A 23,939-nucleotide genomic window follows, 5' to 3' on the forward strand; every position below is an offset into this window, starting at 1 on the left:
AAACACGACCGGCATGCGGCCAGCGCGGATTAACGGCGCGCCATGGCGGGGAGCGGACACGAAGGGGCTCATACGAAAGATTCCTTGATTATTTTTATTTTTGTTATCTGTTGTCGTACAACATCCATCGGATTATTTACAGCTTGGGTCAGATTTGTCAATGCAGGTTCAGCCAAACAATTAAAGTAAAAATGTGATCGGTGCAGCAGCCCGGGACCCTCGGCTCGGCAGGTGAGCCTGAAACCCGACCGGGCATGATACAGACCTGATTCCAATGCAGCCGAGAAATATGCGCCCATGCTGGCCAACCACTGTGAACGGCTAGCCCTGCAGGCTTTTTTTCATCAGTCTTATTCCCGGCCCCTGGCCTACCACCCGCTCGCTGGCCCTCGACGCCCATGGCAAATCCCTAGGTGCCGCCTTGCTGGATATGGTGCTTGAAACCTTGCAGGAGCGAGCTTGCTCGCGAGATTTTGCTTGCCGCGTTGCAAAAAATTGCGAGCAAGCTCACGCCTGCAGACATGGGACATGCCGTCTTTATCCCGTAATGTGCCTGCGCGCCTGTATATTTGCCGTCTAAACTGCGCCTACCCAATGCGCTTGCGGCCCACTGACACGGATGGCACATGAACGAAACCAGTCTTCAACGTAAAACCCTGCTCTTGCTGCTGGCTTTGGTCACCATCGCGTTCATCTGGATTCTGCTGCCGTTCTATGGCGCGATTTTCTGGGCCGTTGCCCTGGGCATTCTGTTCGCTCCATTGCAGCGCAAGATGGTGCTCAAGTTGAAAGGGCGCCGAAACCTCGCGACCTTCTCCACCCTGGGGGTGTGCACGCTGATCGCGATTTTGCCGGTGATCGTTACCACCGTGCTGCTCGTGCAAGAAGTAGCCATGCTTTACAAGGATGTCGAGAGCGGAAAGATCAATGTCGCCAGCTATGTCATGCAGATCAAGGACGTCCTGCCGCCGACGGTCCAGGACTGGCTGGACCGGTTCGGGGTCGGCAACATTGACGGCCTGAGTGAGAAAATTGCCAAAGGCGCTCTGGAGGGCAGTCAGTTCTTTGCGACCCAGGTGTTCAGTTTCGGGCAGAGTACCTTCGAGCTGGTGGTGAGTTTTTTCATCATGCTCTACCTGCTGTATTTCTTTATCCGTGACGGGCAGCAAATGGTGCGCTTGATCCGTAATACGGTGCCGATGGCCGAGCAGCACAAGCGTTTGTTGCAGCTCAAGTTGCGCCGTGTGGTCAGGGCCTCGGTCAAGGGCAACCTGGCAGTGGCCGTGACCCAGGGGGCCCTGGGCGGGTTGATTTTCTGGCTGCTGGGGATCCATAGCTCGCTGTTCTGGGCCGTGCTGATGATGTTCCTGTCGCTGCTGCCAGCGGTGGGCGCAGGCATTGTCTGGGCACCGGTGGCGGTGTACTTCCTGGCTTCGGGGATGATTTGGGAAGGGGTGGTGCTGGCGTTGTACGGGGTGTTTGTGATCGGGATGGTGGATAACGTGCTGCGTCCGATCATGGTGGGCAAAGACACCAAAATGCCGGACTTCCTGATTCTGATTTCGACCCTGGGCGGCATGGCGATCTTCGGCCTCAATGGCTTTGTGATCGGGCCATTGATTGCCGCCCTGTTCTTGTCCAGCTGGGGCCTGTTCAGTGGTACCCGGCGCAAAGTGCGACTACCTGCCGATATCCCTCGCAACGATTAGCGAAAACTCCAGGAAACCCCGACGTAGGCGCCCCTGCCTTCGCCGGGAGTGGAGCGCGCGGCATCCAGCCCTTTGTCGTCATACCCTGGAGTCACAGTGGCGGCATAGCGTTCGCCGGTCAGGTTGCGCAGGTCGAGCCAGGTTTGCCAGTCCTGTTTGGGTGAGGCATAGCCCAGGGTCGCTCCCCAGAGCATGTAGGACGATGCGTAATATGAGTTGGCGTAATCCACCGCCATGCGTGAGGCAACCTGGGTGTTCAGCCCTGTATAGAACCCCTGCGGGTGGTCGTAGCGTATTTCAGCCTGATAGTAATGTTGCGGGATGCCCGGTAGCCGGTTGGCGCCAAACCGCGGGTCATCGCGAAAATGGAAGTCGCTGAAGGTGTAAGCCTGACGCAGCGAGACTTTACCCACCGCCTGGCGCTCCCACAGCAGGCTGTGGAGTCCGGCTTCGAAGCCCTGGTGCACCGTGGGGCTGGCGTTGGCTTCGCCGACAATGGCCACCTGTCCTGCGGTCGCGGCCCGGGTTTCGACACTCAGCAATTCATGGCGGATTGCCGAGTAGTACCAGGCCAGATCCCATTGTCCGATCAAGGAATCGCCCCGGGTACCCAGCTCAAGGGTGGTGGCTGTCTGGTTGTCCAGCGCTACCGGCGTACTTTGTTGACCGGTAGCCGGGCCGCTGCCAACCGGGAATCGGTAGGGCGAGCCCCAGATCATCGACCAGGGGTGAGGTGGTTCTACTGAGCGGCTGAGGTTGGCATACACCTGCAGATCGGGGTTGAATTCGTAGCGCAGGCCGACCCGGGGCGCGTAATCCCAATCGTGCTGGCTGACCTTGCCGCCGCTGTCGGGGTAGCTGACGTCACTTTCGCGGCGGGTATAGATCAGTGCCATGCCGGTGGTCAGCCACAGGTCAGGGACCAGTTCCAGATCATTGCTGGCGTGCAGCACCGTGTCTGAGCCCTGGTAACTGAAATCGCGAATTTTTGTTCCGGGCGCGTAACCGGCGGTATTGCCAATCGGCAGGCGCACGTATTCCGAGGCGCCGCTGTTGGGCAGGTGTTTGGTGTTGCGCAAGCCCAGGGTGGTGTTGCTTTCGAGTCCGAACAAGGTGTCGCGGCGCTTGTAGTTGAGGGTGCCGCTGATATCGCTGTAGGCGACTTTCAGCCGGTTCGGACCTTCGTGCAGATCCATCGGGTAGTCGTGATAGACCAGTCCCACCTCCAGCTGCGAGTCGTCATCCAGGTACATCGTGGTTTTGTTGCCCAGCCAGGTGCTGCCGGGCTGTGGGCGGGTGTAATCACCGTTCACATAAACCGGGTTGGCCGAGCGTGGATGATGCTTGATCTGGTCCTTGGTAACGCGGCCGGCCAGTTGGTTGTCGGTCTCGCGATAGCGCAGGTAAAAGCGGGTTTCGAGCTGCGGGCTGAAGCGATAACCGATGTTGGCCGCTATGCCTTTACTGCTGCCGCGGGTGTGATCCTGATAACCATCGGTGTCGGAGTCGGTCAGTGCCACGTAGTAATCGAGATCCCCCAGTACTTGTCCGGAACTGATCTGACGTTTCTGATAACCATAACTGCCGGTTTCATAGCGGACTTGCAGGGGGGCGGCGTCATGGCCGGTGCGGGTCACGTAATTGATCGAGCCGCCGAGGGCCAGTGCGCCGCTCTCAAAGCCGTTGGCGCCACGCAGCACTTCAGCCCGGCTCAGCCACAAGGGCTCGAACAGCTCGTATGGGGTGCCGCCGGGACCGGTCAATGGCAGGCCGTCGAGCATCACGTACAGACCCGAGCCATGGGCCCCAGGGGCGCGATTGATGCCGGAGCCGCGAACGGAGACCTTGGCCCCGTCATTACCGGAAGATTGCGCGTAGATACCGGGTTGATAGGCCAGCACATCGGTGTTGCTGGCGGTGCGGCCATTTTCGACGCGGTTCAGGTCGATCAGGTTGCTGGCCCCGGGTACGTCATGCAGTCGGGCCTGGGCCAGTTCCAGTTCACTGCTTTCATCGCCGCGGACCTGAACCTCGCCCAACTCCAGTGACTCGGCGCAGACGGGTGTAGCGCAGACGAGCGCCAGGGGCAGCAATGAGTAAAGGGCGGATCGCATGAACAGGAATCTCGGTCGATGGGCGGGCGGCGCGCCAGCCTATACAAGCCGAGAATGACTCGCAACTTTCATGGGGCATCAATGGTGTGCGGGTTGAAAAGCTCGCGAGCAAGCTCGCTCCTACGGAGGGCGGGTGATTGCGGGTATCGGGAACAGGAACTGTTGGTGGCGGGTTGAAAAGCTCGCGAGCAAGCTCGCTCCTACGGAGGGCGGGTGATCGCGGGTATCGGGAACAGGAGCTGTTGGCGGCGGGTTGAAAAGCTCGCGAGCAAGCTCGCTCCTACGGAGGGCGGGTGATTGCGGGTATCGGGAACAGGAGCTGTTGGCGGCGGTTTGAAAAGCTCGCGAGCAAGCTCGCTCCTACAGGGGAGGGTATTTGAGCGGGCAAAAAAATGCCCCGTAAAAGCCGGGCTTCTACGGGGCATGGGGTGCAACGTTTCAAGGCTTAGCCAACAAGGCTCAGCGTTGCGTGTTGCACCAGTTCAAGCATTGGCTGCGGGTATACACCCAGGATGAATACCAGTGCCGAAATAGCCAGCAGCATGACGCCACCCGCCTTTTGCTCCCAGTTCAGCGGAGCATCGTGACGATGCAGTTTTGGCTCGACCAGGTACAGGGTCACCATCACGCGCAGGTAGTAGAACACGCCGATGGCACTGCCCAGCACCAGGGACCCGACCAGCCACCATTGGTGGGCTTCAACGCCGGTAGCAACGATGTAGAACTTGCCGATAAAGCCGGCAGTCAGCGGGATACCCGCCAGCGACAGCATCATCACGGTCATGACCGCAGTCAGGTACGGACGACGCCAGAACAGGCCGCGGTACTCGTACAGCGCGTCAGCATCACGACCCTTGTACGGCGAGGACATCAGGGTAATCACACCGAATGCACCCAGGCTGGTCAGCACGTAGGTGATCAGGTACACGCCGATGGCTTCCATCGCCATGCCTTTGCTCGCCACCAGGGCGATCAGCAGATAGCCGAAGTGGGCGATGGACGAGTAACCCAGCAGACGCTTGAGGTTGTTCTGGGTCAGGGCCAGCAGGTTACCGAACAGGATCGAAGCAATCGCGATCACGGTCAGTACATCGCTCATCACCCCGGTAGTTGCCGACGGGGTGATCTGGAACAAACGCACCATCACTGCAAACACGGCCACTTTGGAAGCGGTAGCCAGGAAAGCGGCGACCGGAGCCGGAGCACCTTCGTAGACGTCCGGAGTCCAGAGATGGAAAGGCACCAGCGACAGTTTGAACGCCAGGCCGACCAGCATCATGCCCAGACCCAGCTGGGCCAGCGGTGCAGGTACGCCGGAAGCTGCCAGGGCGTGACCGATACCGCTGAAGCTCAGGCTGCCGGCTTCGGCGTAGAGCAAGGCCATACCGAACAACAGGAACGCAGAACCGGCCGCCGACAGCACCATGTATTTGATGCCGGCTTCCAGTGAACGCTTGTTGAAGAAGGCATACGCCACCAGGCCGTACACCGGTACCGATAGCAGCTCCAGACCGATAAACAAGCCGGCCAGGTGTTGCGCGCTGACCAGAACGATGCCGCCGGTAGCGGCCAGCAGCATCAGCAGGTACAGCTCTTCGCGGTTGCCCGGATAGCCGGTGCCTCCTTCGCCCAGATAAGCATGGGCGAGGGTGACGCAGGCCAGGGTGGCGACCAGAATCAGCCCGATGTAGAGATAGGCAAAGTTGTCCATCATCAACAGCGGGGTGACAGCCAGCGGAGCCACTTTCAACGCAGGGAAGATCGACAGCAAGGCCAGGTTAAGACCGGCCACCGAAAGCAGGAAGGTCTGTGAATGGTTGCGCCGCCATGCGATTGCCAGCATCACCACTACAACGGTGAGACTGGTAATCAGCAGCGGCGCAAGCGCGATAAAGTGTTGGATCGTGAATTCCATAGCGCTCTTACCGGGCCGAAGCGAGTTGAGTGAAGGCGGTGCCGATCCACTGCTGCACGCCATGCATGGTCGCAGCCGAGGTATCGAGGAACGGTTGTGGGTATACGCCGATGAACACCAGCAATACCGCCAGACCGAGCACCATGATCAGTTCACGTGCATCCATGCCGGCCAGTACTGCATCCGACTTGGAAGGGCCGAAATAGGCGCGGTGAATCATGATCAGCGAGTAGACCGAACCAAACACCAGACCGGTTGTGGCAATGGCCGTGATCCATGGGAAGCTGGCGAACGAGCCAATCAGGATCAGGAATTCGCCGACGAAGTTACCGGTACCCGGCAGGCCCAGCGACGCCGCAGCGAAGAACAGGCTGATGGCCGGCAGGTAGGCGATCTTGGACCACAAGCCGCCCATTTCCCGCATGTCGCGAGTGTGCAGACGCTCGTACAGTTGACCGCTGAGGATAAACAGCGCGGCTGCCGAAACACCGTGGGCCAGCATCTGGATGACGGCACCTTGCAGTGCCAGCTGGCTGCCGGAGTAGATCCCGATCAGTACGAAGCCCATGTGCGAAACACTGGAGAACGCGATCAGACGCTTGATGTCGGTTTGTGCGAAGGCCAGGAACGCGCCGTAGAAAATCCCGATCAGACCCAGGGCCATGGCAATCGGCGCAAACTCGGCCGAAGCATTCGGGAACAGCGGCAGGGCGAATCGCAGCAGACCATAGGCAGCGGTCTTCAGCAGGATACCGGCCAGGTCCACAGAACCGGCAGTCGGTGCCTGGGCGTGAGCGTCAGGCAACCAGGAGTGGAACGGTACGACTGGCAGTTTCACGGCAAACGCAATGAAGAAGCCAAGCATCAGGATGTACTCGGTAGTGAGTGACATCTTGGTTTTCAGCAACTCGGCGTAGCTGAAGGTAATCACGCCGGTGTTGTTGAAGTTGACCAGCACCAGACCCAGGATCGCCACCAGCATGATCAGGCCGGAAGCCTGAGTGAAGATGAAGAACTTGGTGGCGGCGTAGATACGGGTTTTCTTGCCGTCCGAAGAACTGTGACCCCAGAGCGCGATGAGGAAGTACATCGGCACCAGCATCATTTCCCAGAAGAAGAAGAACATGAACAGGTCGATGGCGAGGAACACGCCAACCACACCGCCCAGGATCCACATCAGGTTCAGGTGGAAGAAGCCCACATGACGCTGAATCTCTTTCCAGGAGCACAGAACGGACAGCACGCCGAGCAAGCCGGTGAGCAGGATCATCAGCAGCGACAGGCCGTCCAGCGCCAGGTGCACGCTGATACCGAAGCGTGCGATCCAGATGTGCTGGAACTCCAGGGCCCAGGTCGGATCGGCGCCGGGCGCCGGTGCAAATGAATAGTTACCCTGGGACCACAGCCAAAGGCCGAGTGCAAGCTCAAGGGACATGGTCAGCAACGCAATCCAGCGTGGCAGGGTAGGGCCGAAGCGCTCACCCAGCCAGCACAGCAGGCCGCCGATAAAGGGGATCAGGATTAGCCAAGGCAGAATCATGACGGGCTCAATTCCTTTCGCAATGTCGAAGGTTCATATCAGACCGCTACCAAAACGATGGCGCCCATGACCAGTACAGCACCGGCGGCCATAGAAGCAGCGTACCAACGCAGTTGTCCGGTTTCGCTACGGCTCAGGGCGTTATGCCCGGCTTTGGCCATCTTCGGGATCAAACCAATGGTCTGGTCCAGAGGATCTTTGCGCAGCAAGCGGCAGATCAACAGGTAAGGTTTGACGAACAGTTTGTCGTACAGCCAGTCGAAGCCCCACGCGGCGAACCACCAGGCCGTGAGGAAGCGGCCAATGGCGCTGTTGGCAACGTAGGTGACGAAGCGGCGCTTGCCCAGGTACAGCAAGCCGGCCAGCAGGATACCGGCCAGGGCGATGGCGCCCGAAGCGATTTCCAGGCTGTGCTTGGCTTCGCCGCCGGCATGGCCGACGCTTTGTGGCAGAACACCGGCCAGTGGCGGAGTGATCATGGCGCCGATGAAGGTCGACAGTACGATCAGTACCCCCAGCGGCAGCCAGTAGGAAACGCCATGCCCCGGGTGGGCTTCAGTCTTGGCTTCACCGTGGAACGTGATGAAGATCAGGCGGAAGGTGTACAGCGAGGTCATGAACGCGCCGACCAGGCCGGCATACAGCAGTTCGTTGTTGCCGCTGGCGAAGGCCTCCCAAAGAATTTCGTCCTTGGAGTAGAAGCCGGCCGTCAGCAGTGGCAAGGCAGAGAGTGCCGCGCCGCCGACGATGAAGCTGGCGTAGGCCAGTGGCAGTTTTTTCCACAGGCCGCCCATCTTGAAGATGTTCTGCTCGTGGTGGCAGGCAACGATCACCGCACCGGAAGCAAGGAACAGCAGGGCCTTGAAGAAGGCGTGGGTCATCAGGTGGAAGATCGCACCGTCCCATGCACCAACGCCCAGCGCCAGGAACATGTAGCCGATCTGGCTCATGGTCGAGTAGGCGAGGATACGTTTGATGTCGGTTTGTACCAGTGCGGCGAAACCGGCCAGTACCAGGGTCACGCCGCCGACGATACCCACCAGGTGCAGGATGTCCGGAGCGAGGGTGAACAGACCGTGGGTACGGGCAATCAGGTAAACGCCCGCGGTTACCATGGTTGCGGCGTGGATCAGTGCCGAAACCGGGGTAGGACCGGCCATCGCATCTGCCAGCCAGGTTTGCAGTGGCAGTTGTGCCGATTTGCCGACCGCGCCGCCCAGCAGCATCAGGGTCGCCAATACGATCCAGAAGTCACCGGCCTGGAACTTCAGCGGCGCTTGAACCAGCAGCTCCTGAATGTTCAGTGTGCCCAGTTGCTGGAACAGGATGAACAGGCCGATGGCCATGAACACGTCGCCGATACGGGTCACGATAAAGGCTTTGAGTGCGGCATTACCGTTGTTGCGGTTGCTGTAGTAGAAACCGATCAACAGGTACGAGCACAGGCCTACACCTTCCCAGCCGAAGTACAGGAACAACAGGTTATCGCCCAGGATCAGGAACAGCATGCTGGCGATAAACAGGTTGGTGTACGCGAAGAAGCGCGAGTAGCCCTCTTCACCACGCATGTACCAGGAGGCGAACAGGTGGATCAGGAAGCCGACGCCGACCACCACGCCGAGCATGGTCACCGACAGGCCGTCCAGGTAGAGGGCGAAGTTGGGCTTGAAGCCTTCCACCGACATCCACTGCCACAGCACTTGTGTGTAGTGACCGCCTTCAGGCGGTGCAACGTTGAATTGCCAGATCACATAGGCAGCCACGATGGCCGAGAGGCCAATGGAGCCGACGCCGATCAGGGCCGAGAGGTTTTCGCTGAAGCGTCCACGGGAGAACGACAGCAGCAAAAAGCCGATCAGGGGGAATACGAAAGTCAGAAAGAGAAGGTTCATCCGCGCATCTCACTGGCAGCATCGATATCAAGCGTGTGGAAACGGCGATACAGCTGCAGCAGGATCGCCAGGCCAATGCTGGCCTCGGCTGCTGCAAGGGTGATCACCAGGATGAACATCACTTGTCCATCCGGCTGCGCCCAGCGTGCACCGGCAACGATGAACGCCAGTGCAGCGGCGTTCATCATGATTTCCAGACTCATCAATACGAAGAGAATGTTGCGACGTACCATCAGGCCGACCAGACCGAGGCAGAACAGGACACCGGCAACGGCCAGACCATGTTCGAGAGGTATTCCTGGCATGTTATTGCTCCTTCGCCTCGTTACGGCCCAAGTGGAACGCCGTCACTGCTGCTGCAAGCAACAGAAACGAGGCGAGTTCGACTACCAGCAGATACGGGCCGAACAGGCTGATGCCCACGGCTTTTGCATCGATGGTGGTTTGACCGATTGCAGCACCGCTCTGATGGGCGAACAGCACGTACAGCAGTTCGGCCAGCAGCAGGGCGGACAAAATGGTCGGTCCGATCCAGATATTGGGCTTGAGCCAGATGCGTTCCTGCTGAACCGAGGCCGGGCCCTGGTTGAGCATCATCACCACAAACACGAACAGCACCATGATGGCGCCGGCGTAGGCGATCACTTCCAGCACACCGGCAAACGGTGCGCCAAGGCTGAAGAACGTCATCGCCACGGCAATCAGCGAAATAATCAGGTAGAGCAGGGCATGCACGGGGTTGGTGTTGGTGATCACACGTAACGTGGACACTACAGCGATACCCGATGCGAAATAGAAAGCGAATTCCATCGTTCTTCCTTAAGGCAGCAAGCTCTTCACGTTGATCGGCTCGGCTTCGTTCTGGGCAGCGCCTTTCGGCTTGCCCTCAACGGCCATACCCGCAACACGATAGAAGTTGTAATCAGGGTTCTTGCCGGGGCCGGAGATCAGCAGATCTTCTTTCTCGTACACCAGGTCCTGACGTTTGAACTCGGCCATCTCGAAATCCGGAGTCAGCTGGATTGCGGTGGTCGGGCAGGCTTCCTCACACAGGCCGCAAAAAATGCAGCGTGAGAAGTTGATGCGGAAAAACTCCGGGTACCAACGGCCATCTTCGGTTTCGGCTTTTTGCAGCGAAATGCAGCCCACCGGGCACGCTACGGCGCACAGGTTGCAGGCTACACAGCGCTCTTCGCCGTCCGGGTCGCGGGTCAGGACGATCCGCCCGCGATAACGCGGTGGCAGATAGACCGCTTCTTCCGGGTATTGCAGCGTGTCACGCTTGCGGAAGGCATGGCCAAACACCATCACCAGGCTGCGAAGCTGGGTGTAGGTGCCATGCACGATGTCAAACAGATACTTGAACATGGGTCTCTATCCTCACTGAACCGCGCCGGCGGGCGTGTTCAACAACACGACTGCGGCGGTTACCAGCAAATTGATCAGGGTCAGCGGCAGGCAGAACTTCCAGCTGAAATCCATCACCTGGTCATACCGTGGGCGCGGAATGGAAGCGCGCAGCAGGATGAAGATCATGATGAAAAACGCGGTCTTCAGGGCGAACCAGATAAACGGAATCTGCGGCAGGATGCCGAAAGGCCCGTGCCAGCCACCGAAGAACAAAGTCACCAGCAACGCCGAGATCAACACGATCCCGATGTACTCACCAACGAAGAACATGCCCCATTTCATGCCGGCATATTCAATGTGGTAACCATCGGCCAGTTCCTGCTCGGCTTCGGGCTGGTCGAAGGGGTGACGGTGAGTCACGGCGACGCCAGCGATGAAGAAGGTCAGGAAACCGAAGATCTGCGGAATGATGAACCACATGTTCTGCGCTTGATATTCAACGATGTCGCGCATGTTGAACGAGCCAACCTGGACCACGATGCCCATCAGCGCCAGGCCCATGAACACTTCGTAGGACACGGTCTGGGCCGAGGCGCGCAAGGCGCCCAGCAAGGCGAACTTGTTGTTGCTGGACCAGCCGGCGAACAACACCGCGTACACCGACAGACCGGCCATGGCGAAGAAGAACAGGATGCCGATGTTCAGGTCCGCCACGCCCCAGGTCGGGGTGATCGGGATGATCGCAAAGGCGACCAGCAAGGCGCTCATGGCTACCACCGGTGCCAGGGTGAAAATCACCTTGTCGGCAAACGGCGGGGTCCAGTCTTCCTTGAAGAACATCTTGATCATGTCGGCAGCAATCTGAAACGCGCCGAACGGGCCAACCCGGTTCGGACCGTAACGGTCCTGCCAGAGGGCGAGCAAACGACGCTCGACCCAGCTCAACAGCGCGCCGCAGACCACCACGGCAAGCAGGATGACCACTGCTTTGAGTACCGAGATAATTACGTCGATCACTTCAGGCGTAAACCAGGTCATTGGGCTGCCTCCTGCAAACCGTCAACGGTAAGACCAAAGATCGCAGGCGGGATGCCGGCAAGACCTGCAGGCAATGCCACCAGACCAGAACCCAGCTCTTCATTGATCCGCAGCGGCAGACGCAGGGTCACACCGGCAACGTTCAGGCTGAGCAGAGCGCCGTCATTGACACCCAGACGATCGGCTTCGGCCTTGGCCAGCGCGATGTAAGCCGCCGGAATGCGTTCTTGAACCGGCGCGGCCTTGGAAGAGTTCTCTTCGCTGCCCAGCAGGTGGAAGAACGGCACTACTTGCCAGGTGCCGCGTGCCGGGTTGAATGCGCCCGGAATGCCGGCGAACCAGTTCAGCGAATCACCCTTGCTTTCGATCAGGCGGGTGCCCGGGTCGCCAGCACGGATATGACCACCCACTTCGTCCTGGAACTTGTTCCACGCTTGTGGCGAGTTCCAGCCCGGCGACCATGCGAACGGCACCTGTTGGCGCGGTTCGACGGAGCCCGAGTAACCTTCCATCGAGAAGGCGAACGCGGTGTCCGGGTCTTGTGGGGTGCGAGGCTCATGCACGCTGATATTGGCGCGCATGGCGGTACGGCCGCTGTAACGCAGCGGTTCGCGGGCCAGTTTCATACCTTTGATACGGAACGCAGCAGAAGGTGCGGCATCAACGATGCGCGCCAACTCTGGAGTGCTCGCAGCAGTGGCCTGAGTCACGTGGTCCAGCAGGGTCCAGTCAACCGGCTTGTTCAGCAGGGTGCTGCGCAGGGCGTGCAACCAGCGCCAGCCTTCGTGAACCAGAATGCTGGCGTCCAGGTAAGTCGGGTCGAACACCTGGAAGAAGCGCTGGGCACGGCCTTCCTGGCTGACCAGCGTACCGTCGCCTTCAGCGAAGCTGGCGGCAGGCAGCACCAGGTCGGCACGGTCGGTGGTCGCGGTCTTTTGATGATCGGCAACGATCAGCACTTTGGCCGCATCCAGCGCAGCATTGACCTTGACTGCATCAACCCGGGTGAACAGGTCGTTTTCCAGCACTACGATGGCGTCGGCTTTACCGTCAGTCACTGCTTGCAGGGCCGCGTCCAGCGATTCGCCACCGAGCATGGCCAGGCCAAGGCTGTTGGCTTCCGGAACGATCAGGCTGATGGAACCGGCCTTTTCCCGCAGGTGCAAGGCTTTGGCGATGTTGCCTGCGGCTTCGATCAGGGCTTTGCAGCCCAGGGAAGTACCGGCAATGATCAGTGGGCGTTTGGCTGCCAGCAGGGCGTTGGCGATGCGTTGTGCCAGCTCCAGGGCTTCTGCATCCAGACCGGCGACGGCAGGCGCGCTGGCGTCGATGGCATGGGCCACGGCGAAACCGATACGGGCCAGGTCATCCGGTGCTGCGTGTACGCATTCTTCGGCAACGTCGTCGAGCTTGGTTTCAGCCAGGCTGGCGATGAACAACGGGTACAGGGCGTGTTGGCCGATGTTTTTGACTGCAGCATCGAGCCATGGCTGTACGCGCATGCCGTCGGCCATTTCTTCGGCCTTGCCCTTGACCGATTGACGCAGCGACAGCGCCATACGGGCGGCGGTCTGGGTCAGGTCTTCGCCAAGGACGAAAATGGCGTCGTGATCTTCGATCTCGCGCATGTTCGGCACTGGCAACGGGCTGTCTTTCAGAACTTGCAGCACCAGACGGATGCGCTCCAGCTCACCGGCTTCGATGCCCGAGTAGAAGTGCTCGGCGCCGACCAGTTCGCGCAACGCGTAGTTGCTTTCGAGGCTGGCACGTGGCGAACCGATACCGACGATGTTGCGACCGCGCAGCAGGTCGGCAGCCTTGTCCAGTGCCGCGTCGAGGCTCAGTTTGCTGCCATCGGCCAGCAATGGCTGGCGCGGGCGGTCTGTGCGGTTGACGTAGCCATAGCCGAAACGGCCACGGTCACACAGGAAGTACTGGTTGACCGAACCGTTGAAGCGGTTTTCGATGCGGCGCAATTCGCCATAACGCTCACCCGGGCTGATGTTGCAGCCGCTGGAGCAACCGTGGCAGATGCTGGGTGAAAACTGCATGTCCCACTTGCGGTTGTAGCGCTCGGAGTGGGTTTTGTCAGTGAACACGCCGGTCGGGCAGACTTCGGTGAGGTTGCCCGAGAATTCGCTTTCGAGCACGCCGTCTTCAACGCGACCGAAGTACACGTTGTCGTGGGCGCCGAATACGCCGAGGTCGGTGCCGCCGGCGTAGTCTTTATAGAAGCGCACGCAGCGATAGCAGGCGATGCAGCGGTTCATTTCGTGGGAAATGAACGGGCCCAGTTGCTGGTTCTGGTGAGTACGCTTGGTGAAGCGATAACGGCGCTCGTTGTGGCCGGTCATCACGGTCATGTCTTGCAGATGACAGTGACCGCCTTCTTCGCACACAGGGCAGTCGTGCGGGTGGTTGGTCATCAGCCATTCAACAACGCTGGCGCGAAACACTTTCGCCTCTTCGTCGTCGATGGAGATCCAGCTACCGTCGGTGGCCGGGGTCATGCATGACATGACGATACGACCACGCTTGTCGTTCTCGTCGGTGTACTGCTTGACGGCGCATTGGCGGCAAGCGCCAACACTGCCCAGGGCAGGGTGCCAGCAGAAATACGGGATATCGAGGCCTAGCGACAGACACGCCTGTAACAGGTTGTCTGCCCCATCGACTTCGAGATCTTTGCCGTCTACGTGGATAGTGGCCATGGTTCAAAGGTCTTCGTTGGCCCGGTGTCAGCGGGCGTGGCTAATGGAATCTTGTTATGCGTTCGAAGCAACTCAGCCTTACGGCGTTATCGAACGATCAGAGAGCGGCACGGACCGCTCTCCTTCAGAGCGTTACGCGCCGATAACAATCGGGCGTGCCAGAGGCGGAACTCCGGGTTTTGCTTGCGCAATACCGGCTTCGAACTCTGGACGGAAGTACTTGATCGCGCTGCCCAATGGCTCCACGGCACCCGGTGCGTGAGCACAGAACGTCTTGCCAGGGCCGAGGAAGCCGACCAGACCCAGCAGGGTCTCGATATCGCCGGGCTGACCTTCACCGTTCTCGATGGCCATCAGCAGCTTGACGCTCCATGGCAGGCCATCACGGCACGGGGTGCAGAAACCGCAGGATTCGCGAGAGAAGAACTGTTCCATGTTGCGCAGCAGGGACACCATGTTGACGCTGTCGTCGACGGCCATGGCCAGACCGGTACCCATACGGGTGCCGACCTTGGCGATGCCACCGGCGTACATTTGTGCGTCCAGGTGCTCCGGCAGCAGGAAGCCGGTACCGGCACCACCTGGCTGCCAGCACTTGAGCTTGAAGCCGTCGCGCATGCCGCCGGCATAGTCTTCGAACAGCTCGCGGGCGGTCACGCCAAACGGCAGTTCCCACAGGCCGGGGTTCTTGACCTTGCCGGAGAAGCCCATGAGCTTGGTGCCCATGTCTTCGCTGCCTTCGCGGGCAATGGATTTGTACCAGTCAACGCCGTTGCCGATGATGGCTGGCACGTTGCACAGGGTTTCAACGTTGTTCACGCAAGTCGGCTTGCCCCATACGCCCACGGCTGCCGGGAACGGCGGCTTGGAGCGCGGGTTGGCGCGACGGCCTTCGAGGGAGTTGATCAGTGCGGTTTCTTCACCGCAGATGTAACGCCCGGCGCCGGTGTGAACGAACAGTTCGAAGTCAAACCCCGAGCCCAGGATGTTCTTGCCCAGCAGGCCCGCAGCCTTGGCTTCTTCGACCGCACGGTTGAGATGCTTGGCGGCGGTGGTGTATTCGCCACGCAGGAAGATATAGCCACGGTAGGTTTTCAGTGCGCGGGCACTGATCAGCATGCCTTCGATCAGCAGATGGGGCAGTTGCTCCATCAGCATGCGGTCTTTCCAGGTGTTGGGTTCCATCTCATCGGCGTTACACAGCAGGTAACGGATGTTCATGGATTCGTCTTTGGGCATCAGCCCCCACTTCACCCCGGTAGGGAAGCCGGCGCCGCCTCGACCCTTGAGGCCGGCGTCTTTAACGGTCTGGACGATGTCGTCCGTGGCCATGTCGGCGAATGCCTTGCGGGCTGCAGCGTAACCGTCCTTGGCCTGGTACTCGTCAAGCCATACCGGCTCGCCGTCGTCACGCAGACGCCAGGTCAGAGGATGGGTTTCCGGCGACCGCGCGATACGGTTGGCAGGGCCGAAAGAAGTCAGGGTCATGGGTAGCCCTCCAACAACGTGGCGACGCCCGCAGGCTGTACGTCACCGAATGTGTCGTCGTCGATCATCAACGCCGGCGCCTTGTCGCAGTTGCCCAGGCAGCACACTGGCAGCAGCGTGAAGCGGCCGTCTGCAGTGGTCTGGCCCAGGCCGATGCCCAGCTTGTTCTGGATTTCGCTGACTACGGATTCGTGGCCACCGATGTAGCAGACCATGCTGTCGCATACGCGAATGATGTGACGGCCCACTGGCTGACGGAAGATCTGGCTGTAGAACGTGGCCACGCCTTCAACGTCGCTGGCGGGGATGCCGAGCATTTCACCGATGGCGTAAAGCGCGCCATCGGGCACCCAGCCGCGTTCCTTCTGAACGATCTTCAGGGCTTCGATCGACGCTGCGCGCGGATCTTCGTAGTGATGCAGCTCGTGCTCGATGGCCGAGCGCTCGGTTTCGCTCAGGGCGAAACGGTCTGTCTGGATAAGCGTGCTGTTCATGCTTAGCGGTCCACGTCGGCCATAACGAAATCGATACTACCCAGGTACGCAATCAAGTCCGCGACCATTTCGCCTTTGATCACCGAAGGGATCTGCTGCAGGTGCGGGAAGCTTGGGGTGCGAATCCGGGTGCGGTAGCTCATGGTGCCGCCATCGCTCGTCAGGTAATAACTGTTGATGCCCTTGGTCGCTTCGATCATCTGGAAGGATTCGTTGGCCGGCATTACCGGGCCCCACGAAACTTGCAGGAAGTGCGTGATCAAGGTCTCGATGTGCTGCAGCGTGCGCTCTTTAGGCGGCGGCGTGGTCAGCGGGTGATCCGCCTTGTACGGCCCGGCCGGCATGTTGCGCATGCACTGCTCGATGATTTTCAGGCTCTGGCGCATTTCTTCGACGCGCACGATGCAGCGGTCGTAGGCATCGCCGTTGGCCGCCAGCGGGACTTCAAACTCGAAGTTCTCGTAGCCGGAGTACGGACGCGCCTTGCGCAGGTCGAAGTCGCAACCGGTCGAACGCAGGCCGGCACCGGTGACGCCCCATTCCAGGGCCTCTTTGGTGTTGTAGGCGGCGACGCCGATCGTACGGCCACGCAGGATGCTGTTGTCCAGAGCGGCTTTCTGGTACTCGTCCAGACGCTTGGGCATCCAGTCGATGAATTCCTTGACCAGGCGTTCCCAGCCGTTCGGCAGGTCGTGGGCAACACCGCCGATGCGGTACCAGGCCGGGTGCAGACGGAAGCCGGTGATGGCTTCGATCACCTTGTATGCGCGCTGACGGTCGGTAAACGTGAAGAACACCGGGGTCATTGCGCCTACGTCCTGGATGTATGTCCCCAGGAACAGCAGGTGGCTGGTGATACGGAAGAACTCGGCCATCATGATGCGGATGGTGTCTACCCGATCCGGTACCTTGATGCCCGCCAGCTTCTCGACCGACAGCACGTACGGCAGGTTGTTCATCACGCCGCCGAGGTAGTCGATACGGTCGGTGTACGGGATGAAGCTGTGCCAGGACTGGCGCTCGGCCATTTTTTCGGCACCACGGTGGTGGTAGCCGACGTCTGGCACGCAGTCGACGATCTCTTCACCGTCCAGCTGCAGAATGATGCGGAAGGCACCGTGAGCAGAAGGGTGGTTGGGGCCGAGGTTGAGGAACATGTAGTCCTCGTTTTCCCCGGAACGTTTCATGCCCCAGTCTTCGGGTTTGAAACGGGCGGCTTCTTCTTCCAGCTGAACCTTGGCCAGGGTCAGGCTGTACGGATCGAACTCAGTGGCCCGGGCCGGGAAGTCCTTGCGCAGCGGGTGACCTTCCCAGGTCGGCGGCATCATGATGCGCGACAGGTGCGGGTGGCCTTTGAAGTCGATACCGAACATGTCCCAGACTTCACGCTCGTACCAGTTGGCGTTCGGCCAGATACCGGTGATGGTCGGCACGCTCAGGTCACTTTCGGACAGCGCCACCTTGATCATGACGTCGCTGTTACGTTCAAGCGACATCAGGTGATAGAAGACGGTGAAGTCGGCACCCGATGGCAGGCCCTGACGCTTGGTGCGCAGACGTTCGTCCACACCATGCAAGTCGTAGAGCATGACGTAAGGTTTTGGCAGGTTGCGCAGGAAGGTCAGTACTTCAACCAGTTTTGCGCGGGTAACCCAAAGCACCGGCATGCCGGTGCGCGTGGCCTGGGCAGTGAATGCCTCGGGGCCAAAACGGGTGTTCAGTTCGACAACCACATCTTGGTCGTCAGCCTTATAAGGCGGGATGTACAGAGCGGAGCCTGTAGTCATGGTTTTTTTATCGCTTTCGGTCAACGTAAAGAATGAAGCCAGTGTCTCGTTCTATTAAAGAAGCAGAGCTGGATCAGACTTCGTCGGGGCTGCGCAGGTTGGTCACCTGAATACGCTGTTCACGGCGCTGTTCCTTTTGTGACGGCATCTCGGCGCGATAAACGCCTTGTTCGCCGACAACCCAGGAAAGTGGGCGACGCTCCTGGCCAATCGACTCTTGCAAGAGCATCAAGCCCTGCAGAAAAGCCTCTGGGCGGGGTGGGCAGCCAGGCACGTAAACGTCCACGGGCAGGAACTTGTCGACCCCTTGAACCACGGAGTAAATGTCGTACATGCCACCGGAGTTGGCGCAAGAACCCATGGAAATAACCCATTTAGGCTCAAGCATTTGCTCATAGAGACGCTGAATGATCGGCGCCATCTTGATGAAGCAGGTACCGGCAATAACCATGAAATCCGCCTGACGCGGCGATGCCCGGATAACTTCGGCGCCAAAGCGCGCGATGTCGTGGGGCGCCGTGAAGGCGGTGGTCATCTCCACGTAGCAGCAGGACAGACCGAAGTTGTACGGCCACAGGGAGTTCTTACGTCCCCAATTGACCGTATTGTTCAGTACGTCCTCAAGCTTGCCCATGAAGATGTTTTTGTGGACTTGATCTTCTAACGGATCGGAAACGGTTTCCCGTTTGCCGATCGGGTACTGCTCGTTAGGAGCATCCGGGTCGATCCTGGTGAGTTCGTATTGCATCGCCAAAGCCTCATTGTTTCAGCTTGGCCTGCCGCTTACGACGAGCTTCCGGTGCCCAATCAAGAGCACCCACCCGAAATAGGTAGACAAGGCCTGCCAACAGAATTGCTATGAAAACGAGAGCTTCGACGAATCCGGTCCAGCCGCTTTCGCGAACAGACACAGACCAGGCAAAGAGAAAAAGGGCTTCGATATCGAAGATCACGAACAGCATCGCGACCAGATAGAATTTGGCTGAGAGCCGCAAGCGGGCGCCACCGGTAGGTAGCATGCCCGACTCGAACGGTTCGTTTTTGCTGCGACCCCAGGCTTTTGACCCGAGGAGGCTGGAGACGCCGAGCATGAAGGCACAAAGGCCGACAACACCGAGAAGGAAAATGGCAAAGCCCCAGTTGTGGGCTATGAGTCCTGTCGCTTCGGGCATGCTGGTAATCCTTAACAGAGAGCAAAGGTCTCTGAGCTTAAAAAAGAAATAAAGCAGTGACGATATGTCGCAGCGCTATTGATGGCCGGGATTTTATGGCTAAACACCCGGCAAGTAAATTTTCTAAGATGAATTAATTCAATCCTTTAGTGGTAGAGACATCCATAAAGACTGTCCAGGCCACGTTGTACGGGCATTGCAGCGTGTTTTGGTGATTATGTTTGGTGGGCCAACCAATCAACAAAAGCAACTCTAAATGATAATTAATATCGTTTAAGCGCTTGTCTGTCAGGACTCCGCTGCGGGGGTGTGTGGAAGTTGGCTTATATATGTACCGGATGCAAGTTCCGGACTTGGCTTTTTACCCGATTCTTGTTTCCGGGTATGGACCTGGATCAGTTTTTCGTCGATTCAAAAGGTGTCGCTGCATGGGCTCGGTGCGGGTGCTGGCTTGCCAGTGACGCTGTCGTGCCGCAAGGAGGCATGGAAGCTGTCCCCGGCCAGCCAGCTTCTGCGGATCAATGGTCAGCAAAAAAAAGCCCCGAACCAGTCGGGGCGTCATGTTCAAGGCATTGCGTGTTTTTCTCGGCAGGTCAGGCAATGTCCCGGTTTTGGTTTTCGGCTGGCAATCAGTGGAACTGTTCTTCTTCAGTAGACCCGGTCAGGGCGGTTACTGAGGACGAGCCGCCTTGAATCACGGTGGTCATGTCGTCGAAGTAGCCAGTGCCCACTTCCTGCTGGTGCGCCACAAAGGTGTAGCCTTTGGCGGCGTCAGCGAACTCCTGCTCCTGCAGCTTCACGTAGGCGGTCATGTCGTTGCGGGCATAGTCGTGTGCCAGGTTGAACATGCTGTGCCACATGTTGTGGATGCCGGCCAGGGTGATGAACTGGTGCTTGTAGCCCATGGCTGACAGTTCGCGCTGGAACTTGGCGATGGTCGCGTCGTCCAGGTTCTTCTTCCAGTTGAAGGACGGCGAGCAGTTGTACGACAGCAGCTGGTCCGGGTATTCCTTTTTGATCGCTTCGGCAAAGCGACGGGCTTCGTCCAGATCCGGTTTGGCAGTCTCGCACCAGATCAGATCGGCATACGGTGCGTAAGCCAGACCGCGGGCGATAGCCTGGTCCAGGCCGGCACGTACTTTGTAGAAGCCTTCCTTGGTCCGCTCGCCGGTGACGAATGGCTGGTCGTACGGGTCGCAGTCAGAGGTCAGCAGATCTGCTGCGTTGGCGTCGGTGCGGGCCAGGATGATGGTCGGTGTGCCGGCAACGTCTGCAGCCAGACGGGCTGCGGTCAGTTTTTGCACGGCTTCCTGGGTAGGCACCAGAACCTTGCCGCCCATGTGTCCGCATTTTTTAACCGAAGCCAGCTGGTCTTCGAAGTGAACGCCGGCGGCGCCTGCTTCGATCATGCTCTTCATCAGTTCGTAAGCGTTCAGCACGCCGCCGAAACCGGCTTCGGCGTCAGCCACGATCGGTGCGAAGTAGTCGATGTAACCCTGGTCGCCCGGGTTTTTGCCGGCTTTCCACTGGATCTGGTCGGCGCGACGGAATGAGTTGTTGATGCGCTTGACCACGGTTGGGACCGAGTCCACCGGGTACAGCGACTGATCGGGGTACATGGATTCAGCAGAGTTGTTGTCTGCTGCCACTTGCCAGCCCGACAGGTAGATAGCCTGGATGCCGGCCTTGACCTGTTGTACTGCCTGGCCCCCGGTCAGGGCGCCCATGCAGTTGACGAAATCTTTCTCGGGACGGAAGGACGGGTGTGCGCCCTGTGTCACCAGTTTCCACAGCTTGTCAGCGCCCATTTTTGCGAAGGTGTGCTCGGGTTGAACCGAGCCGCGCAGGCGGACCACGTCAGCAGCGGAGTAATCGCGAGTCACGCCTTTCCAGCGTGGATTTTCGGCCCAGTCTTTTTCAAGGGCTGCAATTTGCTGTTCGCGTGTCAGTGCCATGGAGATAAACCTCGTCGCATAGGTCTGGGTTGAAAAGTAGTTGCTCCACCAGGCACACAACAATGTTGTTAAGCGTGAATGGCTACTCGCTACAGACTCAGAACCATTTGGGGGCCTCTGATTAGCGGGAGCGGGGCCATCATGCCTCTGCATTTTTACGTCGTCAAATGTTTTGTAGTGCTTTTTTCAAGGCACTACATAATTGCCGAAAAAACGACTTGCCGGTCAGTTTCGGGCCTTTTAGTCGAGAGCGTCTACTTTGACCCGCAAGGTCATGTCATCCGTTCCTTGGGTAGAGTAGGTGCGGGTTCCAGCCTGCTGGCCGGCCATATTCCGGCTATTGCTGCCGGCGAGGGTGATCCACTGACCCAGCGGGCCGCTGACTTGTGTGTCGGTATTTTGAATGTTCACTACATCCGGCTGTTCCTGGCTCATGCGGTCGCGGTTGGCGTTGATCGCCAGGTGTACCGTTTCACCTGTGACAGTGGCGGTCACGTAGAAACCCCGGGTGACATCCCGGTATTCGGTTTGCGTCAGCAGTCGTCCATACGCGTCTGTCTGAGTGCTGGTGAGTGGCACGCTCTGGCCGCTCTGGATAAACGCAGGCACCCCTTCGGTGGCCTGGATCTGCTGGGTGCCGCCATTGCGACTGGCCGTGCTGATTACCCGTGTTGAGCTGCTGGCGTCAGGCAGGTTGTTGTCGCTGGTATCCACGGTGATCAGCAGGCGCCTGGCTGGCTTGTCGAGTTGCGCAAGCAGGTCTTCGAGGTTTTTGATTTTTGAGGCAGAGGCCTCGACGATCAATTGATTGCCGTAGGCGCTGACTTTGCCGTTTTTACCGATAAAGTTCTGTGCGATGGGCAGCAGGTCGGTGCTGGTGCGGTTCTGCAGGGTGATGACCTGGGTATCGGCCAGGGCGCTGATGCTGCACAACAGTGCCAGGCTGGCGATGATGGCGCGTAGGGACATGTCCGTTATCTCCGCAATGCTGAAAAGGCATGGAGCGAGTGTGCCAGATAGCAAAACGCCCTGCGATCCGAAGATGGCAGGGCGTTTGGCTGGATCTTTTGCGGGAGCCGGCTTGCCGGCGATTGGGATGGCCCGTTCCATGGCTCGGAACGAGGCGCTGCTATCGCGGGCAAGCCCGCCCCCACAGGGCGAGCATCAGCCCGCGCGCACCATATCAACGTGGGGAATACCTGCTTCCAGGAACTCCTCGCTGACGATCTTGAAGCCCAGTCGCTCGTAGAACGGCGTGGCGTGCACCTGGGCACTGAGCATTTGTTGCTTCAGGCCGCGCTTTTCAGCTTCGTTGATGGTTGCCTGCATCAGCGCATCACCGACTTTCAGACCGCGCCAGTCCTTGAGCACTGAAACCCGGCCGATATGGCCGTCAGGCAAGAGCCTGGCGGTACCAATCGGAAAGTCGCCTTCATAGGCCAGAAAATGCACTGCGTCGGCATCGTCTGCGTCCCACTCCAGCTCGGGCGGTACATGTTGTTCGGCAATAAACACCGCTTCACGAATGCGTCGAAGTTCGGCGTTGTCCTTTTGCCAGTTGGCGACACGTACGTGAATCTTATTCATCGGCGAACCCCAGGCTTCCTTGTTTAACCAGCTCGCAGAGCAGGTTGCGTCCGTCTTCATCGGCCAGCCATGGGCCGAGGTTGTCACTGTGCAGTGCATCGGCGGCACAGATCATTTTCAGCAGTTCGCGCAGCTTGCCCGGCAGCAGGCGGCTTTGACCGCTGGCGAACAGCAGCAGGTCTTCATCGACTTCGGACCAGGCCAGGCGGGCGCTCGGGTTGCGGATCAGGACCGCGCCCTGTTCCAGGCTGCCCAGCAGGTCTTCTTCTTCGAGCTCCGGCCCGGTAACGAGTTCCGGATAGCGCGGTTCGGTCATGAACTGGCCGAACCAGGTCAACAGCATGCGCTCATCGCTCATGTGCTCGGCCAGCAAGCCCTTCAGGCGATCCAGTGCATCGTGCTGGATCTGGTGCGGATCGCTGACCGGCTGCGCGTCGGCATCGGTATAGCGTTCTTCGTCCGGCAGGTACTGGCTGAGGAAGTCGGTGAAGTGGGTCAGCACTTCAGCTGCGCTTGGGGCGCGGAAACCTACCGAATAGGTCAGGCAGTCATCCACGGCCACGCCGCAATGGGCCAGGCGCGGAGGCAGGTACAGCATGTCGCCCGGCTCCAGGGTCCACTCGTCGGTGGCCTGGAAATCGGCCAGGATGCGCAGGTCGGCGTGTTCCAGCAGTTTGCTTTCGGAATCGCACATCTGGCCGATCTGCCAGTGGCGCTTGCCGTGGCCTTGCAGCAAGAACACGTCGTAGTTGTCGAAATGCGGACCAACGCTGCCACCCGGGGCGGCATAGCTGATCATCACGTCGTCGATACGCCAGCTTGGCAGGAAGCGGAAGTTTTCCAGCAGTTCGCCGACTTCAGGCACGAACTGATCGACCGCCTGCACCAGCAAGGTCCACTCACGTTCTGGCAGTTTGCCGAACTCGTCCTCGGCGAACGGGCCGCGGCGCAATTCCCATGGGCGCTCGCCGTGTTCGATGACCAGGCGTGATTCGACTTCTTCTTCAAGTGCCAGGCCGGCCAGTTCGTCGGCGTCGATCGGGCTTTCGAAGTCAGGTATGGCCTGGCGGATCAGCAAGGGTTTCTTCTGCCAGTAGTCGCGCAGGAATTCCCGCGCAGTGATGCCGCCCAGAAGTTGAAGAGGAATATCAGGATTCATGTGTAACCTATTGAAAAATTGCGCTTTG

General features: G+C 59.3%; 19 protein-coding genes. 1 reads left to right on the forward strand and 18 read right to left on the reverse strand.

The window, feature by feature from the left end; genetic code table 11:
• The first annotated feature begins 626 nt into the window (after positions 1-626).
• Complete coding sequence (locus tag B195_RS07675) at positions 627-1,709, forward strand: AI-2E family transporter (RefSeq protein ID WP_003446960.1); 1,083 nt, start codon at positions 627-629, stop codon at positions 1,707-1,709.
• On the opposite strand, the gene B195_RS07680 is transcribed toward B195_RS07675, so the two are convergent.
• The 18 genes from B195_RS07680 to B195_RS07765 form a co-directional block, all read right to left on the reverse strand.
• Positions 1,706-3,823 carry a TonB-dependent receptor domain-containing protein gene (locus B195_RS07680; protein WP_003446962.1) on the reverse strand — a complete coding sequence of 706 codons (2,118 nt, stop codon included), beginning with the start codon at positions 3,821-3,823 and terminating at the stop codon, positions 1,706-1,708. The two genes, B195_RS07675 and B195_RS07680, sit on opposite strands and share 4 nt — an antisense overlap.
• 445 nt (positions 3,824-4,268) lie before the next feature.
• Entirely contained in the window at positions 4,269-5,738 is a 1,470-nt protein-coding gene (nuoN, locus tag B195_RS07685; RefSeq protein ID WP_003446964.1) for an NADH-quinone oxidoreductase subunit NuoN, read from the reverse strand.
• A gap of 7 nt (positions 5,739-5,745) precedes the next feature.
• Entirely contained in the window at positions 5,746-7,278 is a 1,533-nt protein-coding gene (gene nuoM / locus B195_RS07690) for an NADH-quinone oxidoreductase subunit M (protein WP_003446966.1), read from the reverse strand.
• A gap of 38 nt (positions 7,279-7,316) precedes the next feature.
• The gene (gene nuoL, locus B195_RS07695) at positions 7,317-9,170 is read right to left on the reverse strand and encodes an NADH-quinone oxidoreductase subunit L (RefSeq protein ID WP_003446968.1); all 1,854 of its coding nucleotides are present in this window, start codon (positions 9,168-9,170) and stop codon (positions 7,317-7,319) included.
• On the reverse strand, positions 9,167-9,475 hold the full coding sequence (nuoK, locus tag B195_RS07700; RefSeq protein ID WP_003446970.1) for an NADH-quinone oxidoreductase subunit NuoK: 309 nt from the start codon (positions 9,473-9,475) through the stop codon (positions 9,167-9,169). Before nuoK ends, nuoL begins: the two co-directional genes overlap by 4 nt.
• A 1-nt stretch (position 9,476) precedes the next feature.
• On the reverse strand, positions 9,477-9,980 hold the full coding sequence (gene nuoJ / locus B195_RS07705; RefSeq protein WP_003446971.1) for an NADH-quinone oxidoreductase subunit J: 504 nt from the start codon (positions 9,978-9,980) through the stop codon (positions 9,477-9,479).
• A gap of 9 nt (positions 9,981-9,989) precedes the next feature.
• Positions 9,990-10,538 (reverse strand): NADH-quinone oxidoreductase subunit NuoI, encoded by a 549-nt coding sequence (gene nuoI / locus B195_RS07710; RefSeq protein WP_003446975.1) that lies wholly within the window; start codon positions 10,536-10,538, stop codon positions 9,990-9,992.
• Between the two features lie 12 nt (positions 10,539-10,550).
• On the reverse strand, positions 10,551-11,558 hold the full coding sequence (nuoH, locus tag B195_RS07715) for an NADH-quinone oxidoreductase subunit NuoH (RefSeq protein ID WP_003446978.1): 1,008 nt from the start codon (positions 11,556-11,558) through the stop codon (positions 10,551-10,553).
• Entirely contained in the window at positions 11,555-14,269 is a 2,715-nt protein-coding gene (nuoG, locus tag B195_RS07720; protein WP_003446979.1) for an NADH-quinone oxidoreductase subunit NuoG, read from the reverse strand. Before nuoG ends, nuoH begins: the two co-directional genes overlap by 4 nt.
• Before the next feature lie 132 nt (positions 14,270-14,401).
• Complete coding sequence (gene nuoF / locus B195_RS07725) at positions 14,402-15,757, reverse strand: NADH-quinone oxidoreductase subunit NuoF (protein WP_003446981.1); 1,356 nt, start codon at positions 15,755-15,757, stop codon at positions 14,402-14,404.
• A complete protein-coding gene (gene nuoE / locus B195_RS07730; RefSeq protein WP_003446983.1) occupies positions 15,754-16,251 on the reverse strand; it encodes an NADH-quinone oxidoreductase subunit NuoE in 498 nt (165 codons plus the stop codon). The genes nuoF and nuoE overlap by 4 nt, the downstream gene beginning before the upstream one ends.
• Before the next feature lie 2 nt (positions 16,252-16,253).
• Positions 16,254-18,038 (reverse strand): NADH-quinone oxidoreductase subunit C/D, encoded by a 1,785-nt coding sequence (gene nuoC / locus B195_RS07735; protein WP_003446985.1) that lies wholly within the window; start codon positions 18,036-18,038, stop codon positions 16,254-16,256.
• A 73-nt stretch (positions 18,039-18,111) separates the two neighbouring features.
• Positions 18,112-18,786, reverse strand: coding sequence for an NADH-quinone oxidoreductase subunit B family protein (locus B195_RS07740; RefSeq protein WP_003446989.1), 675 nt, complete (start codon positions 18,784-18,786; stop codon positions 18,112-18,114).
• Between the two features lie 10 nt (positions 18,787-18,796).
• On the reverse strand, positions 18,797-19,210 hold the full coding sequence (locus B195_RS07745) for an NADH-quinone oxidoreductase subunit A (RefSeq protein ID WP_003446990.1): 414 nt from the start codon (positions 19,208-19,210) through the stop codon (positions 18,797-18,799).
• Positions 19,211-19,839: 629 nt separating this feature from the next.
• A complete protein-coding gene (aceA, locus tag B195_RS07750) occupies positions 19,840-21,165 on the reverse strand; it encodes an isocitrate lyase (protein WP_003446991.1) in 1,326 nt (441 codons plus the stop codon).
• 240 nt (positions 21,166-21,405) lie between these two features.
• Complete coding sequence (locus B195_RS07755; RefSeq protein ID WP_003446993.1) at positions 21,406-22,134, reverse strand: secretin N-terminal domain-containing protein; 729 nt, start codon at positions 22,132-22,134, stop codon at positions 21,406-21,408.
• 195 nt (positions 22,135-22,329) lie between these two features.
• Complete coding sequence (locus B195_RS07760) at positions 22,330-22,752, reverse strand: GNAT family N-acetyltransferase (RefSeq protein WP_003447004.1); 423 nt, start codon at positions 22,750-22,752, stop codon at positions 22,330-22,332.
• Complete coding sequence (locus B195_RS07765) at positions 22,745-23,911, reverse strand: cupin domain-containing protein (protein WP_003447014.1); 1,167 nt, start codon at positions 23,909-23,911, stop codon at positions 22,745-22,747. The genes B195_RS07760 and B195_RS07765 overlap by 8 nt, the downstream gene beginning before the upstream one ends.
• Positions 23,912-23,939: the final 28 nt, after the last annotated feature.

Source organism: Pseudomonas sp. Lz4W, from assembly GCF_000346225.2.
Lineage (GTDB): Bacteria > Pseudomonadota > Gammaproteobacteria > Pseudomonadales > Pseudomonadaceae > Aquipseudomonas > Aquipseudomonas paraversuta.

Excerpts from the sequence above, each read along its gene's own strand:
- nuoN (WP_003446964.1), bottom strand. The coding sequence starts at position 5,738 with ATGGAATTCACGATCCAACACTTTATCGCGCTTGCGCCGCTGCTGATT.
- B195_RS07740 (WP_003446989.1), bottom strand. The coding sequence starts at position 18,786 with ATGCAATACGAACTCACCAGGATCGACCCGGATGCTCCTAACGAGCAG.
- nuoH (WP_003446978.1), bottom strand. The coding sequence starts at position 11,558 with ATGACCTGGTTTACGCCTGAAGTGATCGACGTAATTATCTCGGTACTC.
- B195_RS07675 (WP_003446960.1), top strand. The coding sequence starts at position 627 with ATGAACGAAACCAGTCTTCAACGTAAAACCCTGCTCTTGCTGCTGGCT.
- B195_RS07680 (WP_003446962.1), bottom strand. The coding sequence starts at position 3,823 with ATGCGATCCGCCCTTTACTCATTGCTGCCCCTGGCGCTCGTCTGCGCT.
- nuoF (WP_003446981.1), bottom strand. The coding sequence starts at position 15,757 with ATGACCCTGACTTCTTTCGGCCCTGCCAACCGTATCGCGCGGTCGCCG.
- nuoL (WP_003446968.1), bottom strand. The coding sequence starts at position 9,170 with ATGAACCTTCTCTTTCTGACTTTCGTATTCCCCCTGATCGGCTTTTTG.
- nuoJ (WP_003446971.1), bottom strand. The coding sequence starts at position 9,980 with ATGGAATTCGCTTTCTATTTCGCATCGGGTATCGCTGTAGTGTCCACG.
- B195_RS07745 (WP_003446990.1), bottom strand. The coding sequence starts at position 19,210 with ATGCCCGAAGCGACAGGACTCATAGCCCACAACTGGGGCTTTGCCATT.
- nuoM (WP_003446966.1), bottom strand. The coding sequence starts at position 7,278 with ATGATTCTGCCTTGGCTAATCCTGATCCCCTTTATCGGCGGCCTGCTG.
- nuoG (WP_003446979.1), bottom strand. The coding sequence starts at position 14,269 with ATGGCCACTATCCACGTAGACGGCAAAGATCTCGAAGTCGATGGGGCA.
- nuoE (WP_003446983.1), bottom strand. The coding sequence starts at position 16,251 with ATGAACAGCACGCTTATCCAGACAGACCGTTTCGCCCTGAGCGAAACC.
- aceA (WP_003446991.1), bottom strand. The coding sequence starts at position 21,165 with ATGGCACTGACACGCGAACAGCAAATTGCAGCCCTTGAAAAAGACTGG.
- nuoI (WP_003446975.1), bottom strand. The coding sequence starts at position 10,538 with ATGTTCAAGTATCTGTTTGACATCGTGCATGGCACCTACACCCAGCTT.
- B195_RS07765 (WP_003447014.1), bottom strand. The coding sequence starts at position 23,911 with ATGAATCCTGATATTCCTCTTCAACTTCTGGGCGGCATCACTGCGCGG.
- nuoC (WP_003446985.1), bottom strand. The coding sequence starts at position 18,038 with ATGACTACAGGCTCCGCTCTGTACATCCCGCCTTATAAGGCTGACGAC.
- nuoK (WP_003446970.1), bottom strand. The coding sequence starts at position 9,475 with ATGCCAGGAATACCTCTCGAACATGGTCTGGCCGTTGCCGGTGTCCTG.
- B195_RS07755 (WP_003446993.1), bottom strand. The coding sequence starts at position 22,134 with ATGTCCCTACGCGCCATCATCGCCAGCCTGGCACTGTTGTGCAGCATC.
- B195_RS07760 (WP_003447004.1), bottom strand. The coding sequence starts at position 22,752 with ATGAATAAGATTCACGTACGTGTCGCCAACTGGCAAAAGGACAACGCC.